Genomic DNA, 16,983 nt, shown 5'->3' with positions numbered 1-16,983 from the left:
AGGCAAACACCGCGCTGACGTTAGGTCCTTTTGGCGCCCTAGCCTTTGCGCAACGCTTTTTGAAACGGCGCGGAGTGAACAACGTCTCGAGGCAGTTCAAAAAGCATCTCCGCGCCATACCTAGCGCTGTAACGACCATTGTCACCAAGCTCAAACCGCAGGTCACAAAACGCCATCCGCGCAACAACACGCCCGACGCCATCTCGGCCCCGCAGGATATGGCGCACCTCGCCCCGCAGCAGGTCAATCTCCTGCTCCAACTGCCCGGTCTCTTCGCGCCCTTTGCGAAACAAGAAGAACCCCGCGCCCACAAACAGACAGGTCAAGCCGGCGCGAATGACCCGGGCTTCGGCACTCGCCATTGCATCGGGCACCAGCCAGAGGCCAAAAGCCGCAAGACAAAAAACAACGCCCAGAAAAACCATCAGCGCCCGCAAGGTTTCGCTGGCCTGATTGGACAGATTGATGGTCTGCGACGACGTGACAAACGGAACGGGTTGCGCGATAGCTTGCATGGTGTGTCTCCCTACCTGACAGCCGCAACACTCGCTAACACTTGCGGCGAAAATGGGGCGGCGGTACGGTCGCTTCACGTCAAAATCGCAACCCTGGTAAATGGATGGTTTCGTCCGCGGCCGAACCGCAGCGCCACGCCAAGAAAACAAGGCTTGCGCGACCCGCCGATCCGTCGTATAGGCCAGCTTCCTTCCGCAGTTTAGTTGAACCGCGCAGTCTCTCGTGGATGGGTCGCGGAAGGTCAGGCCCTCCTATGAAATGCGCTTGAAAATGAATGGAGTGCACATGCCGCTTTACGAGCATGTATTCATCTCGCGCCAGGATCTGTCCAACGCGCAGGCTGAAGGTCTCATCGAACATTTTGGCACCGTCCTGGCGGACAACGGCGGCAGCGTCGTTGACAGCGAGTACTGGGGTGTCAAGACGATGGCATACAAGATCAACAAGAACCGCAAGGGCCACTTCGCTCTGCTGAAATCCGACGCACCTGCGGCGGCTGTTCAGGAGATGGAACGCCTGATGCGTCTGCATGATGACGTAATGCGCGTCCTGACCATCAAGGTCGACGAGCATGCCGAGGGTCCTTCGATCCAGATGCAGAAGCGTGACGAACGTGGCGATCGCCGCGAACGTCGTTCGTGATCTCAGCTAGGAAAGGACGCTAAATCATGGCAGCCAAACCGTTTTTCCGCCGTCGCAAAGTATGCCCCTTCTCGGGCGACAACGCGCCGAAAATCGACTACAAAGACACGAAACTGCTGCAGCGCTACATCAGCGAGCGTGGCAAGATCGTGCCGTCGCGTATCACCGCCGTATCGGCAAAGAAGCAGCGTGAACTGGCCCGAGCCATCAAACGCGCCCGCTTCCTCGCCCTGCTGCCCTACGCCGTTAAGTAAGGAGAAAGCACATGCAAGTTATCCTTCTTGAGCGTGTAGCCAAGCTCGGCCAGATGGGCGACATCGTGGACGTTAAATCCGGTTACGCCCGTAACTTCCTGCTGCCGCAAGGCAAAGCCCTGACCGCTTCGGAGGCCAACAAAGCCTCCTTCGACGCTCAGAAAGCACAGCTGGAAGCGCGCAACCTGGAAACCAAAAAAGAAGCCGAAGCTCTGGCAGACAAGCTCGACGGACAGCAGTTCATCGTGATTCGTCAGGCCTCGGATGGCGGCAACCTCTACGGCTCGGTCACCCCGCGTGACGCCGCAGACGTGGCCACCGAAGCTGGTTTCACCGTGGACCGCAAACAGGTTGTGATCGGCGCGCCGATCAAAGCCCTGGGCCTGCACCGGGCCGATGTGGTTCTGCACCCTGAAGTTATCGCAGTGATCGAACTGAACGTAGCCCGTTCGGACGAAGAAGCGGAACTGCAGGCGTCGGGCAAATCGATCCAGGAACTGGCCGCAGAAGCAGAAGCCGAAGCAGAGTTCGAAATCGCCAACCTGTTTGACGATATCGGTGCCGCTGCATCGGAAGATGACGACGCTCCGGTTGCGGAAGAAGCCTCGGAAGAGACTTCGGAAGAATAAGACCCTCTTTGCAAGAGTGTCCGGCAGCCGCGCAGGAAATTGCGCGGCTGTTTTGCGTTTATGACTCAAATTGTCAGAAAAATTGACCTAACGGCAAATTCTCCCTTGTCGTGGCGGTGCAGCCATTGCACTCTCGCGCGTATCGAGCCCCTAAATGCCCCCTCGCCGGTCAGGCAGACCCACTCACCTGCCTGTAGTTTCGCGTAGCCCCATGTATCAACGTTTTGTCGGGCCGGCAAAAACGCGGAAAAACAATAAGAATGGCCCTAATTGATCTGACAGAATTTGATGGCGAGGAAGATTTCGCCGACTATCTGGATCGCCTCGGAGATGCGTTGGGATTTGACCACGCCTCTTATGCCACAACCAGCATCGTCACCGGCGACATCCACGGTTTCACCTCTTACCCCGAAGAATGGGAAGACCATTACGCCAAAAAGGCCATGCAGCGGTTCGACCCCACCCTGCAGGCGGCCATGATGAGCGTTGCGCCGGTGGATTGGCAGCGACTGGCAAAGGACGATGATTTCAATCGTGTGTTCTTTGATGCCCATGATTTTGGCATTACAGACAAAGGCTTAAGCATACCGATCCGCGGACCCTATGGCGATTTTGGCCTGTTCAGCGTGACCCGCGACTGCTCTAAGGACGAGTGGCGCAAATTCCTGCCAACGGTGATCGGAGATCTGCAAATGGCCGCGGTGAACCTGCATGACAACGTCCTGAACTCCGAAGTTCTGCCGAAAGCCCTGACCCGCCCCAGCCTGTCTGCGCGGGAGCAGGAGATCCTGCAATGGGTCGCCCATGGCAAATCGCAGCAGGATATTGGGGACATCCTGTCGATCTCGCACCGCACCGTGGAGGTGCATATCCGCTCAGGCCGCGAAAAACTGGGCGCCCTGACCACAGCACAGGCCGTTGGGCGCGCAATCCGGCTGGGACTGATCCAGCCCGGCTAACGCCAGACACGCCAGACACAATCGGCGGAAATCCCCGCTACGGGATTTCCCCAAGGCCGACTACGGGAAACCCCTAATAGTCCGATCTGCTTAATTTTGCTCAATATTTTGCAAACGAAAGCTGATGGTAGGGGAAAACCATGATTGTCGTCGTCGATGCCTTAAACAGACACAAATACAATGAACTTCTGGATGAGATGTTCAAACTGCGCAAACGCGTGTTCCACGATCGCCTGGGCTGGGAGGTGGATATCACCGACGGCAAGGAGATCGACATGTTCGACAACCTGCATCCGGCCTATCTGATTGCGCTGGATGATGAGGGCGATCTGGTGGGCTGCATGCGGATTTTGCAAACCACGGGCCCACATATGCTGGCCGATGTGTTCATCGACATCATGGATGGGGAGCCGCCGGTGCGTTCGGCACAGCTGTGGGAAGTGACCCGTTTCTGTGTCGACACCGACAAGCTGAAGTCCGGCAAATCGCGCAACTCGATTTCCTATGTCACCTCGGAGCTGTTTGTGGCGGCCACTGAATACGGCAAGAACGCTGGCATTCTGGACGCGGTGGCGGTGATTGATCCGGTGATGAACCGGGTGATGATCCGGTCGCAAAACGCACCCTACGACTATCTGGGCAAGACCGTGCAGATGGGCAAGGTAAAGGCGATGGCGGGTCTGCTGGATTGCACCGATGAGCGGATCAACCGTCTGCGCGCCTTTAATGGCATCGAAGGGGACGTCTTTGCGGAAAGCGACGAAGTGGCCCTGGAACGGTTCGCCAGCCGCCCGGCCGCCGTGGCGAAACTGCCGGAACCGAACCACCCCGGTGTGACCGACACCATGCGGGCCGAGGTTGTGGCGCTGCAGACCCCTGCCCCGACGCAGATCGACCTGCACAGCTACTTCAATGAGCAGATTGATGAAGCCGAGAGCGCCGAGGAGCTGGCAGCCGCAGAAGCGCTGAAGGCCGAGATGACCAAGTATTTCCGCAACAAAAACCGTTGCGACGCCTGACCTCCCACTCGCGGAGAGACCGGGGCGGCCTCATTCCCCTCTTTCTAGGGGCCGCCCCACCCCAGACCTGAACGCAAGATCCCCCGCTGAGGTGATCCCGCCGGTCTCAGGCAGCTGCCGCAGCGCCCTCAGCAGCGCGTGAGGCAGAAAGGCGACCGGCCCACCACCCCAGACGAGAAAGGCCACCCGCATTGGGTGGCCTTTCCTGTATTCTAGGGATCCAGCGCCGAAGCGCCGCCGACTTATTCGTCGTCCAGAGCCTCAACAGCGCTCTGCAGGTCCTCTTTGGACACCTCTTTCTCCGACACTTTGGCGCCTTCCACAATGTGGTCAACAACCTTGTCTTCGAAGAGCGGGGCACGCAGCTGCTGCTGCATCTGCTGGTTCTGCTGAACAAACTCAAAGAACTGACGTTCCTGACCCGGGTACTGACGGGCCTGGTTCATGATCGCCTGGGTCATCTCAGCGTCGGAGACTTCCACTTCGGCTTTCTGACCCAGCTCTGCCAGCAGCAAGCCCAGACGCACGCGGCGTTCGGCCAGTTTGTTGTGCTCATCGGTCGGCTCGATCTTGTCGTGATCGTGGCCTTCAACTTCGGGGTTTTCCTCGTGCCACAGCTGGTGGGCAATCTGGTCAGCCTCAGCGGTTACCAGCGACGGCGGCAGGTCGAAGGAGACCAGACCGTCCAGCTGGTCCAGCAGACCACGCTTCAGAACGGCGCGCGAAGCACCGGCGTATTCTGCTTCCAGACGCTCGGAAACCTGAGCCTTCAGACCGTCCAGGTCTTCGGCGCCGAATTTCTTGGCCAGCTCGTCGTTGATCTCGGCCGCTTTCGGGGCTTTGACTTCTTTGATTTTGCATTCGAACACGGCGGCTTTGCCGGCCAGGTTCTCAGCGCCATACTCTTCGGGGAAGGTGACGTTTACGTCTTTTTCTTCACCGGCTTTGGAGCCTACCAGCTGCTCTTCGAAGCCGGGGATGAAGGAGCCCGAGCCCAGCACCAGCGGGTAGTCTTCGGCGGCACCGCCGTCAAAGGCTTCGCCGTCTACTTTGCCGAGGAAGTCAAACACAACCTGGTCGCCGTCTTCGGCGGCTTCACCTTCACCGCGGGCTTCAAAGTCCTGTGCGGTTTCCGCCAGCGACGCCAGCGCTTCGTCAACAGCTTCGGCTTCGGCCTTTACAACCAGACGCTCCAGCGCGATGCCCGAGAAGTCGACTTCGGGGATTTCCGGCAGGGCTTCGTAGGACATGGTGACTTTGACGTCGTCGCCCTCTTTCCAGTTTTCGCCGTCAACCATTTCAACAGCCGGCTGCATTGCAGGACGCTCACCGCTGTCCTCAAAATGCTTGTTCATCGCGCCGTCGATGGTTTCCTGCATGGCTTCACCCAGCAGACGCTGGCCGAACTGCTTTTTCAGCAGCGCCATGGGCACCTTGCCCTTGCGGAAGCCTTTCATTTCGACTTCGGGCTGGGCTTCGACCAGCTTCTCGTTGACCTTAGCGTCCAGCTCAGCAGCCGGAACAACGATTTCGTAACCGCGCTTCAGGCCTTCGTTCAGGGTTTCGGTAACTTGCATTTGTTTCCTCACAAGGGTGACAGGCCACCCGAACGGTCGCCTGATGAAATTTTCGTCTTACTAAGGCTCTGGGGGCGCGGATTCAAGTCTGAAATGCCCCTGTGTCGCTTGGAAATGCAAGGCTTGCGCAGGCTCAGCGAGTTTCTGCAGGGATGCGGCAGGCAACGGGCGGGCAGCGGACACCCGGCCTGCCCTGCCAAGGGGCGACTGTTACGGCCGCTGGCTTTTGGTTCGGCGAACTATACTATACCTTATAGTATAGTGATTCCTCAGACCTGCGGAGAGACCACAATGCCTGCGAAACCCACCCGAATTTTCAGGGAAACTTGGCTGGCAACCGGTCTGGACCTTTTGAAGTCCGAAGGCCCCGCCGCCCTGACCATTGACCGGCTCTGCGCTGTGCTGAACCGCTCCAAAGGATCGTTCTATTTTCATTTCGGCGCGGTGGATCCCTATAAGGAGGCACTGCTCGCCTATTGGGAAGAGCAGCACACACAAGCGGTCGAAGACTATGCGGACAAAGAGGCTGATGCGGCTGCGCGCCGCTTGGCGGTGCCTGAGGTGGCGGCGCGTTTGGACGATGGGGTGGAACGGGCGATCCGAGTCTGGGCCCACACCGAGCCAGCCGCCCGCACCCTGATTGAACGGGTTGATTCCCGCCGGATTGACTATGTGGCGCAGTTGATCGCAGAGGCCGACGCCCTGCCCTTAGAGGCCGCGCAGGATCTGGCCGCCATCGAATATGCCGCATTTCTGGGCTTTCAGCACCTGATGCCCGACGCCGCCCCCGAAGCCCGCCAGGACATGTTCCTAAAAGCCCTGCATTTGATTTCTCCAAACCTGAAAAGGGACTGATTGTTATGAATATTCTCTATCTCACTGCCTGCGGTCTTTCGGCCGTGATGCAGCTGTTTCTGACCTATACGCTGTTGAGTGATCCCCAGGGGATGATTGGCGGGTTTGGCCTGCCGACGGACAGCACCGTGGGCTTTGTGGCGCGGCGGGCTGGGGTAATGTTTCTGGGGCTGGCAGTGCTGTCGATTGCGGCAATGTTTCTACAACAGAACCGTGGTCTGGCGGCCTTTGCGCTGAGCGTGCCTTGGCTGGCGCTGGCGGTTCTCGGCAGCTTTGAGCATCTGCGCGGCTTTGTGGGCGGCGAAATCTATCCCGCCATCGCGATTGAGGCAACGCTGGGCCTGTTGCTGCTGGCAACGTGGATCCTGTTGCGCAGCCCTGCCCCGCAACAGGTCGCCTGATCCTTTAGCGCACATTAAGCTGGCAACGCGGCGGGCCCGCTTTGCCGACACCCCGGGGTCAGGTGATGTCCCCGCCGTGACGGGCGCGGAAACGGTCAATTTCGCGAGCCGTGGGGCGCTGGCCGGTGTAGACCTCAATGTAATCCGGCATCCGTTCCATCCGCTGTACGGGATCCTCTTCGATCTCCATCGAGATATAGCCGACCTGGGTATAAAGCATTGTCAGCGCACGCACTTCGGCCTGTTCGCGTGCAAACCCAAAGCGCAGGAACATCGCCGCCATCGCCTCTTTGCGTTTGGCGTCTTCCTGATCCAGACGGGCCTGTAGCGCGGGATCGTTGTGGGCCCAGTTGCGGATGGCCAGTTCCAGCCGGGAATCAAACAGATCCGCATCCAGCCAGCAGTCAAACAGGTTGAACAGCGCCTCGGCGATGCTTTCGGCATAGGCTTCGGTGCGGGCCACCAGATTGCCGGTATTCTTTTCTTCCCAGCGTCGGATCATCGCGTCCAGCAGCGCCTCACGGTCGGTGAAATGCCAGTAGAAAGAGGTACGCGACACCCCCAGCCGTTTTGCCAGCGGCATGATTTTCACCGTGTCCACGCCGGTTTCCGTCAACATGGTATAGGCCGCCTCCAGCCAGGCGGTTTCTGTTCCAGTGGATGTATCGCTCTGTCCCATGGGCCATGGCTATCAGGCAAAGCGCGGATTCACAAGCTTATTGACACATGTGTCAATTTTGTGGACGCATATGTCAGTCGGCGAATTTCGCAGGAGAGATTCCCCGCCCCAACGACCCCGTCAGCAGCAAGCGAGGAGGCAAGCGTGATGACCCAAGATGTGAAACCCCGCAGAAGAAGCGCACGCCGTAGTGCGGGCCGTGCAGACCGTGGTGCACGCAGCGCAAAGACCGGTGAGAACCTGCATCTGCGGGTGCCCTACATCACCCGCGGCATTCCGACCTTTGATCTGCTGAATGAAGGTAGCCTTGAGAGGATTGAGGCCACCGCCGAACGCCTGCTGTGCGAGATTGGGATTGAGCTGCGCGATGATCATGAAGCGATGCGCCTGTTCAAAGAGGCCCGCGCTGACGTGCATGAGCAAAGTGAAGGTATCTGGCGGGTGAAGTTTCACCCCGGCCAGATCCGTGAAATTCTGCAAACCGCACCCGAGACATTCATCCAGCACGCCCGCAATCCTGCAAACAATGTGCAGATCGGCGGTGACGCGATGGTGCTGGCCCCGGCCTATGGCAGCCCCTTTGTGATGGATCTGGATGAAGGCCGGCGCTACGGCACCATCAAGGATTTCCGCAACTTCGTGAAACTGGCGCAGTCCTCGCCCTGGCTGCACCATTCCGGCGGCACCATCTGCGAGCCAACGGATGTGCCGGTGAACAAACGCCATCTGGATATGGTGCATGCGCATATCCGTTACTCTGACCGTGCGTTCCTCGGCTCAATCACAGCGCCGGAACGGGCCGCGGATTCGATAGAGATGTGCCGCATTCTGTTTGGCGCTGACTTTGTCGATCAGAACTGCGTCATCATGGGCAATTTCAACACCACATCACCGCTTGTGCTGGACGGGGTCACGGCGGCGGGGATCCGCACCTATGCGGCAGCAAACCAGGGGTCAATCCACCTGCCCTTCCTCTTGGGCGGTGCGGTGTCGCCGCTGACCATGGCCGGTTCCATTGCTCAATGTCTGGCCGAAACCCTGTCCAGCTGCGCGCTTGCCCAGCTGACCCGCCCCGGTGCACCGGTGGTGATGGCGGGCTTCCTGTCGTCAATGTCACTGCGCTCAGGCTCGCCCACCTTTGGCACGCCAGAACCTGCGCTGGGGTCGCTGGTGATGGGGCAGCTGTCGCGCCGCTGGAAGACCCCGCTGCGCTGTGCCGGTAACTTTTCGACCTCGAAACGGCCGGACGGTCAGGCCATGCAGCAGGCGATGATGTCGATGATGTCCGCCGTGCAGGGGGGGGCAAATTACGTCCTGCATTCGGCCGGGTTCCTCGACGGGCTTTTGTCGATGTCATACGAGAAATTCATGATGGATGTGGACATGTGTGGCGCCTTGCATGCCTATATGAAGGGGCTGGCGGTGACCGAAGAAACCCTTGGGTTTGAAGCCCTTGCACAGTTCGGCCCCGGCGAGCATCTGTTTGGCACGGATCACACGCTGCGCCACTATCAGACTGCCTATTGGGACAGCGGCTTTAACGATGATCAGCCGTTTGAAACCTGGGATGAACAAGGCAGTGTAGACGCGGCGGCGCGGGCCAATGCACAGTGGAAACAGGTGCTGAACGACTTTGAAGCGCCTTATCTGGACATCGCCAAGGATCAGGCGCTGCTGGATTTCATCGACCGCAAGAAGGCGTCTATGCCGGATGCCTGGTACTGACGCAAGAAACCTGACGCCGCCCCAAACCCGCACGCCCATAAAGCCAGCCGAGAGAAGACCATGTCCAAAGACCCGTTGCTGCAACCCTATAAGCTTAAGCACCTGAGCCTCCGCAACCGGATCATGACGACGGCCCATGAACCCGCCTACCCCGAGGATGGCATGCCCAAAGACCGCTACGCGGCCTATCACGCGGAACGTGCCAAGGCCGGTGTGGCGCTGGCGATGACGGCAGGATCCGCCGCGGTCAGCCGCGACAGCCCGCCGGTCTTCAACAACATCCTGGCCTATAAGGATGAGGTGGTGCCGCATATCCAGCGGCTGACCGATGCCTGCCATGAACATGGCACGGCGGTGATGATCCAGCTGACCCATCTGGGGCGGCGCACTGGGTGGAACAAGGGCAACTGGCTGCCCTCGGTTTCCTCCTCAAAACACCGCGAACCGGCGCATCGGGCCTTCCCGAAACTGGCGGAGGACTGGGATATTGAGCGCATTATCAGCGACTTCGCCGATGCAGCGGAACGGATGCAGGCCGGTGGCATGGACGGGATTGAGGTGCAGATCTACGGCCATCTGCTGGATCAGTTCTGGTCCCCGCTGACCAATGATCTGGACGGGCCCTACGGCGGCCAGAGCCTCGAGAGCCGCATGGCCCTGCCCCTGGCGGTGATTGACGCGATGCGCCAGCGCGTCGGCGATGATTTCATCATCGGGGCGCGCTACACGGCGGATGAGGCTGAGGCGGGCGGTATCACAGCCGCCGAGGGGATCGAGATTTCCAAACGGTTGCGCGACACAGGACAGGTCGATTTTCTGAATGTCATACGCGGACGCATCCACACAGATCCTGCGATGACTGATGTGATCCCGGTGCAGGGCATGAAGAACGCGCCACACTTGGATTTTGCAGGCGAGGTGAAGAAAGCCACCGGCATGCCGACCTTCCATGCCGCCAAGATCCCCGATGTGGCCACCGCGCGGCATGCGATCTCTGCGGGCCTGTTGGATATGGTGGGGATGACGCGGGCGCATATGGCCGATCCGCATATCGTGCGCAAAATTGTCGAAGGGCGCGAGGATGATATTCGCCCCTGCGTGGGCGCAACATATTGTCTTGACCGCATTTATCAGGCCGGTGAGGCGCTGTGCATCCACAACCCCGCCACGGGCCGCGAGCTGGAGATGCCACACGATGTCCCCCCTGCGGAAGTCGCTAAGAATGTGGTGATTGTCGGCGCCGGTCCCGCAGGACTGGAGGCCGCGCGGGTTGCGGCGGAACGTGGCCATCATGTCACCGTGCTGGAAGCCCAGCCCGACCCCGGCGGGCAGGTGCGGCTGACAGCACAATCCGAGCGGCGACGTGAGATGATAAGCATCATCGACTGGCGCATGGCGCAATGTGCGGCGCGCGATGTGGCGTTTCATTTCAACACCTGGGCGGAGGCCGGTGATGTCACCGCGCTGGAGCCTGACGTGGTGATCATTGCCACCGGTGGCCTGCCAAACGTTGAACTGTTCGAAAGCGGCAAGGAGCAGGATCTGGTTGTCACCTCCTGGGATCTGATTGCAGGCGACGTGAAGCCCGGCCAGAACGTGCTGATCTATGACGAAAGCGGCGACCATCCCGGTCTGATGGCGGCCGAGATCGCCGCCAAATCCGGCGCAAAGGTTGAGGTCATGACCCCCGACCGGACCTTTGCGCCTGATATCATGGGGATGAATCTGGTGCCTTATATGCGCGCCCTACAGGACAAGGATGTCACCTTCACCGTCACCCGGCGTCTGAAAGGAGTCGAACGCGCGGGCAATATGGTGAAAGCGCTGATTGGCACCGATTATTCCGATCACCTGTCCGAACAGCTGCACGATCAGGTGGTGGTGAACTATGGCACCCTGCCAATGGATGATCTGTATTTTGACCTGAAACCGCTGTCTTCAAACCTGGGGGCGGTGGATTATGACGCGCTGATTGACGGGCGACCGCAAGGGCTGAACCGCAACTCGGACGGCCAATTCCAGCTGTTTCGCATTGGCGACGCGGTCAGCGCGCGCAACACCCATGCGGCGATCTATGATGCGTTGCGGTTGATGAAGGACGTCTGAGCCTCCTCTTCCTCGCGGCGCAAGGCACGCAGCATCTTGCGCCGCAGCTCTTTCATCTCGATCGGTTTGGTTAATGTGTCGTCCATCCCGGCAGCGCGGCATTCCTCAGCCTTGCCCTGCATCGCATCGGCGGTTATGGCGAGGATCGGAATACGGGCGCTTTGGGTCTGGGTTTCGTCGGTCCGAATGGCGGCGGTCATTTCAAACCCGTCCATCACCGGCATGTAGCAATCCGTAAGGATCAGCTCATACTGCCCCTTCCGCCACATTTCCAAACCCTGCTGCCCATCCTTTGCCATGTCGAAAGGCACGCCGAGGATTTCCAATTGTTTAGCCAGCACGTCACGGTTGATCGCATTGTCCTCAACCGCAAGGATTTTGCCCTGCAAATCAATGGGCTGCACCTGATCGTTGCGGATCTCCTTGATCTCTTCCTGCGGTACCGGCTCTGCAATGGGGCGTGTCAGGGCATCGATGCCGTTGGTGATCTCTGATATCAGAATTGGCCGCGCCTGCACACGAAACAGACGGCTAGACACCATGCCGAAACGTTCTGAGCGTAGCGGGGAAAAAACCAGAAAACCCGCATCTGGAAAGGATTTTAACAGTGTGACCCGGTGATCTGTGTTCACATCTGGATTGATGTTCACGAGGATGAAAATTGCCTCCTTGAGGCGGTGTTTGGCCTCAATCGCCTCTTCGACGGAACGTGCCAGCACCAGATCAACCTTCATCTTAACAAAGAATTCTTGCAGATAGGCATCCGCTTTGGAATTCGCATCAGAGATGCAGATGACCTGACGGCCAGAAATATCTGGCAAAGTCGCCGGACCGTCGGCCTCTTTCAGCGGTAGTGTCACGGTAAATTCTGATCCTTTGCCTTCGGTGCTGGTGACGGTGATCTTGCCCCCCATTAGCTCAACCAGGTTACGCGAAATCACCAGGCCCAAGCCGGTGCCCCCCACTTTGCGTTTTGCGGGACCTTCCGCCTGCACAAACGGGGCAAACAAGGCGTCTTGCAGATCCTTAGTCATGCCGATGCCATTGTCGCGAATAACGATCTGCAAGTCCCCGGCGTCGTTGCGGGTGGCCAGATACCAGATTTGACCGCGGCGCCCTGTGAGTTTCGAAGACGAATACTTCACCGAGTTGCTTAGCAAGTTCAGCAGGATCTGACGCAACCGTCCTGAATCGCCAACGATCCAGTGCGGCAATTCGGGGTCCAGATAATGCCGGATCCGTACATCATTTTCATCGGCCATCACCCGCAACGTCTGGGCCGCGCCTTCGATCACCGGATAAAGCTCCATCTTGGAGTAGCTGACGTCCATCTTGCCGGCTTCGATCTTGCTGGCATCCAGAATGTCATCGATGATCCGCAACAGTGACAGGGCCGAATTGCGGATGGTGCCCACCAGCGGACGTTGGGTCTGTTTCAGCCCCTCGGCCTCCAGCACCTCCAGCATGCCCACCATGCCGTTCATCGGGGTGCGGATTTCATGGCTCATATTGGCCAGAAATTCGCCCTTGGCCAAAGCCGCCTGTCGCGCCCCGCGCAGGGCCCCCAGCAAGCCATCGGTCAGCTGGCGGTTGAGGTAGACAAAGTAGAACATCTGCGCCAACAACATCGCCGTCACCGTCATCCGCACCCCGTAATTGGTGCGATCCGGCGAGGCGTTTTCGGGCACTGGGATATGATGATGGAGCCCCAATTGATGATCCATGCTCAGTGACAGGAACACCGCCGCAGAGCAGACAATGGTCATCACCAGCTGAGTACGTTTCTCCGCCAAAGACGAAAACAGCAGGAACGGCATCGCAAGCAACCACAGCGCGGTCAATTCAGCCTCGGAATGGGCACCGTTGAGGTAGGCGCGGCTCAGCATGTTGTAGGTTAGCATCAAGAGCCACACCAGCCGCCCCCAGTAGTGGTAGCGGGTGAACAGGGTCCCCAGCATCAGCAAGGTTGGCAAAATCGCCAGCCCCACATGCACCAGGTTCTGGGTCTGGCCCATGTAGATGAAATTAATGCTCCAGGGGACAACCAGCGCGATGTTGCAATAGGCGACAAAACGCCCGAACTGAATGCTGCGCCTCAGCTCGCCTTCCCGTACGCTGTCTTCGTCAACATAGTCCTGTTGCAATCGCGCGCCCTTCTGACAAACGGCAGCAGAAATACAGCAGCCTATGCGAAAGGATAGCACAGCGGCAAAATGCATCAATAAGCGTGAAGGTAAAATTAACCTTTCAACTCATTGTTGGGTCAGCGGCGCGGACCTACTCCGCGGAACCGCAGCATTGCGGGCGGAGTTATCCACAGGGCGCGAGACTTGCCATTGCGGTTATTACGGTGTGCCTGCAACAGCTTAGGCCGCCTCATTGGCCACTCCGATTCCTTGACCATCACCCTGCGCCAAAAGCGTGGGATCATCCAGCGCGACCGCTTTGATTGCAAACCCGAATCAAAATCACCCCTTACGGGTGGTCGCCGCCTCGGAACCTGTGGCAAATATGCCTATTTTCATAAGAAGAGTGGTGCGGGTGAAGGGACTTGAACCCCCACGCCTTGCGGCGCCAGAACCTAAATCTGGTGCGTCTACCAATTCCGCCACACCCGCATCCGGTCAAGGAAACAAGTCTTTAAGACTCGTCCTGTAGAAGCGCTGAATAGCAAAAGGTTTTCGGAGATGCGAGAGGAAATTTTTATTAAAAAATCCAAGACATCGGACGTTATCCACAGTAAGCTGCCTGAAAAAAATACAGGCAGAGCAGTAGGAAACAGCCCCATGAAACCGAAAACGGTCATCGGGCGTTGGCGCGGAAAATCCGTGCAAAAACGCCAGGTTGAATCTATCTTTGGAATGGTCCCAGGGACCGAGGTCCTGACTTTGGACGGCGCCTTGCCGGTCGAAGTATTGGCCCCCGGTGACAGGATCATCACCCGCAACTCCGGTGTGGCGATGCTGAAAGGCGTCGATCATGGCCGGACCATGTGTGAAACCGTACGGGTGCGTGCGGGATCGCTGGGTCATGATCGCCCCGGAATGGACACCATCCTTCCTTCCCATCAAAAAGTGCTGATCCGCGATTGGCGCGCCAAGGCGATCTACGGTCAGGATCAGGCTTTGATCGAAGCCAAACGTCTGGTTGACGGCGAATATCTACGCCTGCAGCCAGCCGAACAGCATATGGTCTTCCGGCTCTACTTCGATGAGCCGCAGGTGATCTATGCCGACGGTCTGGAACTGGAATGCGCCACCGCACCGGTGATGATGGCGGTTTAACCCGCCATCACTTTGCGCAACACCTTTGGCAATGTCTCGGGCAGATCCTCGGCGATCAGCCCGGGCCCAAATTCCAAAGCCGCCTCTACATGCAGATAGGCCGCCGTTGCTGCGGCCTGATGCGGCGTGAAGCCACGCGCCAGAAGACCGGTGATGAACCCCGCAAGGACATCCCCCGATCCCGCCGTCGCCAACCAGGAGGCGCTGCGACTGTAGACGGCCGCGTTGACGGAGCATCCTCCTGACGGGTCAGCGATTACCGTGTCCGCGCCTTTGAACAGCACCGTGCAGCCAGCCCGTTTGGCCGCGTCCCGGGTGGCGTCCACCTTGGAATAGGCCGGCCCTTGGCTGGTGGGCGCCGCAAGCTTTGCCGCAATATCCGGGAACAGGCGCGAAAACTCGCCACCATGTGGGGTCAACACGCAGTTTTCATGCAGCATCCCCCATAGAACCTGCGGATCCTCCGCATAGGCACTCAGCGCATCTGCATCCAGCACGGTGGGCAGCTCTGCCGCCAGCGCCACCGGAACTAGGTCACGCGGCCGTTCGAGACCCAGACCCGGCCCCAGACACAGGGCATTGATCCGCGCGTCCTCTAGCACCGCGGCCAAGCCCGCCGCATCCGGTACCCGCGTCAACATCAAGGCCGTGATCTGCGCCGCGACCTCCATCTGCGCCGCAGGAGGCACACCCAGGGTCACCAGCCCTGCCCCGATCCGCAACGCGCCGCGCGCCGCCAACCGCGCCGCACCGGTTTTGCCTAAGCCGCCGGTTAGGACAAGCGCGTGTCCGTGGGAGAATTTGTGGCCAAAGGAATATTTGTCCAAGCGCCACGCCACTGAATCATTCGGGTCGTCGCCACGCTGCATTGGCGCAACAGGCGGAACCTGAACTAGTTCAAAGGACAGGACTTCGCCCCAACCGAGCGCCTTCCGCTCCAAACCGATGTCGCAACACTCCACTTTTCGGTTGTGATGCGGCCCCCAAGCCAAAACATGACCTAATTTCATCGCATGAAACGTGACAGTCAGGTCTGCTTCCACTGCAAGCCCGTATTGGCTCTCTGCAAACTCAGTTTCAACCTCGTGAGGCCCATGGAACCTCAGCACCATACGCCCTGAATCAGCGCATAGACCCGACGCGATATCGACGGACACCACCTTAAACCGATCTTCAGTGGCGCTGTTCGCCAGTGGACACAGCGCCTCGTAAAGCACGCCTTCGGGCTGCCTCAGTCGTCCAGTGCCAAAAATCGCATCGATCAGAAGAATCTGTTGCGTGGTCTCCATCTCACAGGCGACGGGCCACCAATTTTCATTGATGCGGACTGGCACCGGACACCGCTCATAGTTCACCCGCGCATCCGGCGGCAGCTTCTTGGGGTCGCCATAGAGAAAGACCTCAACCGCCCAGCCCCGCGCGGCCAGCAGGCGCGCCACAACAAAACCGTCGCCGCCATTGTTGCCGGGCCCGCAAAGCACCACTGCTTTCAACGATCCAGAAATACTCTGGGGGGTGGCCGCAGGCCGGGGGGCAAGGCCCCCTTTCTCCGCGGCAGACCCTGCAGCGACCTCAGCCCTATCCCCTGCCATTTCAGGCCATTCTTCCAAGATCGCCGAGACCACGCCCTGACCGGCGCGCTCCATCAGCTCCAGCCCGGTGGCCTCTCCGGCTGAAATCGCCGCCTGTTCAATTGCGCGCATCTGCGCAGCCGTTAGCAATTCCGTCATCTTTATCCCTTAGAGCTGCCCGAAAATGCAGCAGATCCGCGCCTGCCTGTGCAGCAATAGTTTTCAAACCGCCTCAATTTTGTGCAACACGCACAATTCTTGACCGCGCCTCATAAATCCGCCCTTAATTTGGGCCTTCCTCACCCTATCCGTTTGAGCCTCCGAAGGGAAAGTGGTCTGACGCTAAACCAACGCAGTTCGGCCCGTGCGGCACGCCCGCATCATGGCCCCGTTTGGCGAGGAGACCCGAGCGATGAAGAAGATCGAAGCGATCATCAAGCCGTTCAAATTGGACGAAGTGAAAGAAGCGCTGCAAGAGGCCGGTATTCAGGGCCTGAGCGTGATCGAAGTCAAAGGTTTCGGCCGTCAGAAAGGCCACACCGAGCTTTACCGCGGCGCCGAATACGTCGTGGACTTCCTGCCGAAAGTGAAAATCGAAGTGGTGCTGGACGACGATCTGGTCGAAGGCGCCATCGAAGCCATCATCGACGCGGCAAAAACCGATAAAATCGGCGACGGCAAGATCTTTGTCAGCCCCGTCGAGCAAGCCATCCGCATCCGTACCGGTGAGACCGGTTCGGAAGCCCTGTAATCCACCTGATTTCTT

16 protein-coding genes and 1 tRNA gene are annotated in these 16,983 nt (G+C 58.9%); 11 read left to right on the top strand and 6 right to left on the bottom strand.

Features of this window, described 5'->3' with window-relative positions; genetic code table 11:
* Positions 1 to 38: 38 nt before the first annotated feature.
* Entirely contained in the window at positions 39 to 515 is a 477-nt protein-coding gene (locus SIC14_RS15295; protein ID WP_412562778.1) for a hypothetical protein, read from the bottom strand.
* Between the two features lie 286 nt (positions 516 to 801).
* Between SIC14_RS15295 and rpsF the strand changes: the two genes are divergently transcribed.
* The 5 genes from rpsF (at position 802) to SIC14_RS15270 (ending at position 4,019) form a co-directional block, all read left to right on the top strand.
* Positions 802 to 1,158 (top strand): 30S ribosomal protein S6, encoded by a 357-nt coding sequence (rpsF, locus tag SIC14_RS15290; protein ID WP_412562777.1) that lies wholly within the window; start codon positions 802 to 804, stop codon positions 1,156 to 1,158.
* Positions 1,159 to 1,184: 26 nt separating this feature from the next.
* Positions 1,185 to 1,412 (top strand): 30S ribosomal protein S18, encoded by a 228-nt coding sequence (gene rpsR, locus SIC14_RS15285; protein WP_008328567.1) that lies wholly within the window; start codon positions 1,185 to 1,187, stop codon positions 1,410 to 1,412.
* Positions 1,413 to 1,423: 11 nt separating this feature from the next.
* Positions 1,424 to 2,041, top strand: coding sequence for a 50S ribosomal protein L9 (rplI, locus tag SIC14_RS15280; protein WP_412562776.1), 618 nt, complete (start codon positions 1,424 to 1,426; stop codon positions 2,039 to 2,041).
* 260 nt (positions 2,042 to 2,301) lie between these two features.
* Positions 2,302 to 3,000: an autoinducer binding domain-containing protein gene (locus SIC14_RS15275; protein ID WP_412562775.1), complete on the top strand. Its 699-nt coding sequence runs from the start codon at positions 2,302 to 2,304 to the stop codon at positions 2,998 to 3,000.
* A 140-nt stretch (positions 3,001 to 3,140) separates the two neighbouring features.
* Positions 3,141 to 4,019: an acyl-homoserine-lactone synthase gene (locus tag SIC14_RS15270; RefSeq protein WP_412562774.1), complete on the top strand. Its 879-nt coding sequence runs from the start codon at positions 3,141 to 3,143 to the stop codon at positions 4,017 to 4,019.
* A 242-nt stretch (positions 4,020 to 4,261) separates the two neighbouring features.
* Here SIC14_RS15270 and tig read toward each other — a convergent pair whose 3' ends face one another.
* Positions 4,262 to 5,596, bottom strand: a complete 1,335-nt coding sequence (tig, locus tag SIC14_RS15265; protein WP_412562773.1) for a trigger factor — start codon at positions 5,594 to 5,596, stop codon at positions 4,262 to 4,264.
* Between the two features lie 291 nt (positions 5,597 to 5,887).
* Here tig and SIC14_RS15260 point away from each other — a divergent pair, with 291 nt between their 5' ends.
* A complete protein-coding gene (locus tag SIC14_RS15260) occupies positions 5,888 to 6,451 on the top strand; it encodes a TetR/AcrR family transcriptional regulator (protein ID WP_412562772.1) in 564 nt (187 codons plus the stop codon).
* Between the two features lie 5 nt (positions 6,452 to 6,456).
* Positions 6,457 to 6,852 carry a hypothetical protein gene (locus SIC14_RS15255; protein WP_412562771.1) on the top strand — a complete coding sequence of 132 codons (396 nt, stop codon included), beginning with the start codon at positions 6,457 to 6,459 and terminating at the stop codon, positions 6,850 to 6,852.
* Positions 6,853 to 6,910: 58 nt separating this feature from the next.
* On the opposite strand, the gene SIC14_RS15250 is transcribed toward SIC14_RS15255, so the two are convergent.
* On the bottom strand, positions 6,911 to 7,531 hold the full coding sequence (locus SIC14_RS15250; protein WP_412562770.1) for a TetR/AcrR family transcriptional regulator: 621 nt from the start codon (positions 7,529 to 7,531) through the stop codon (positions 6,911 to 6,913).
* A gap of 147 nt (positions 7,532 to 7,678) precedes the next feature.
* On the opposite strand from SIC14_RS15250, the gene SIC14_RS15245 reads away from it, so the two are divergent.
* Positions 7,679 to 9,256: a trimethylamine methyltransferase family protein gene (locus SIC14_RS15245; protein ID WP_412562769.1), complete on the top strand. Its 1,578-nt coding sequence runs from the start codon at positions 7,679 to 7,681 to the stop codon at positions 9,254 to 9,256.
* Positions 9,257 to 9,316: 60 nt separating this feature from the next.
* Entirely contained in the window at positions 9,317 to 11,362 is a 2,046-nt protein-coding gene (locus SIC14_RS15240) for an FAD-dependent oxidoreductase (protein ID WP_412562768.1), read from the top strand.
* On the opposite strand, the gene SIC14_RS15235 is transcribed toward SIC14_RS15240, so the two are convergent.
* Positions 11,329 to 13,506, bottom strand: coding sequence for a hybrid sensor histidine kinase/response regulator (locus tag SIC14_RS15235; protein ID WP_412562767.1), 2,178 nt, complete (start codon positions 13,504 to 13,506; stop codon positions 11,329 to 11,331). The two genes, SIC14_RS15240 and SIC14_RS15235, sit on opposite strands and share 34 nt — an antisense overlap.
* Before the next feature lie 389 nt (positions 13,507 to 13,895).
* Positions 13,896 to 13,980 (bottom strand) — tRNA-Leu (locus SIC14_RS15230).
* A gap of 168 nt (positions 13,981 to 14,148) precedes the next feature.
* Between SIC14_RS15230 and SIC14_RS15225 the strand changes: the two genes are divergently transcribed.
* Positions 14,149 to 14,646: a Hint domain-containing protein gene (locus SIC14_RS15225; protein ID WP_412562766.1), complete on the top strand. Its 498-nt coding sequence runs from the start codon at positions 14,149 to 14,151 to the stop codon at positions 14,644 to 14,646.
* On the opposite strand, the gene SIC14_RS15220 is transcribed toward SIC14_RS15225, so the two are convergent.
* On the bottom strand, positions 14,643 to 16,376 hold the full coding sequence (locus tag SIC14_RS15220; RefSeq protein WP_412562765.1) for an NAD(P)H-hydrate dehydratase: 1,734 nt from the start codon (positions 16,374 to 16,376) through the stop codon (positions 14,643 to 14,645). The two genes, SIC14_RS15225 and SIC14_RS15220, sit on opposite strands and share 4 nt — an antisense overlap.
* Before the next feature lie 253 nt (positions 16,377 to 16,629).
* On the opposite strand from SIC14_RS15220, the gene SIC14_RS15215 reads away from it, so the two are divergent.
* Positions 16,630 to 16,968 (top strand): P-II family nitrogen regulator, encoded by a 339-nt coding sequence (locus SIC14_RS15215; RefSeq protein WP_412562764.1) that lies wholly within the window; start codon positions 16,630 to 16,632, stop codon positions 16,966 to 16,968.
* Positions 16,969 to 16,983 lie beyond the last annotated feature (15 nt).

Source organism: Thalassobius sp. MITS945101, assembly GCF_047123305.1.
Taxonomy (GTDB): domain Bacteria; phylum Pseudomonadota; class Alphaproteobacteria; order Rhodobacterales; family Rhodobacteraceae; genus Thalassobius.
The sequence above is the reverse complement of the archived record's forward strand: the minus strand, read 5'-3'. Positions and strand labels throughout refer to the sequence as shown.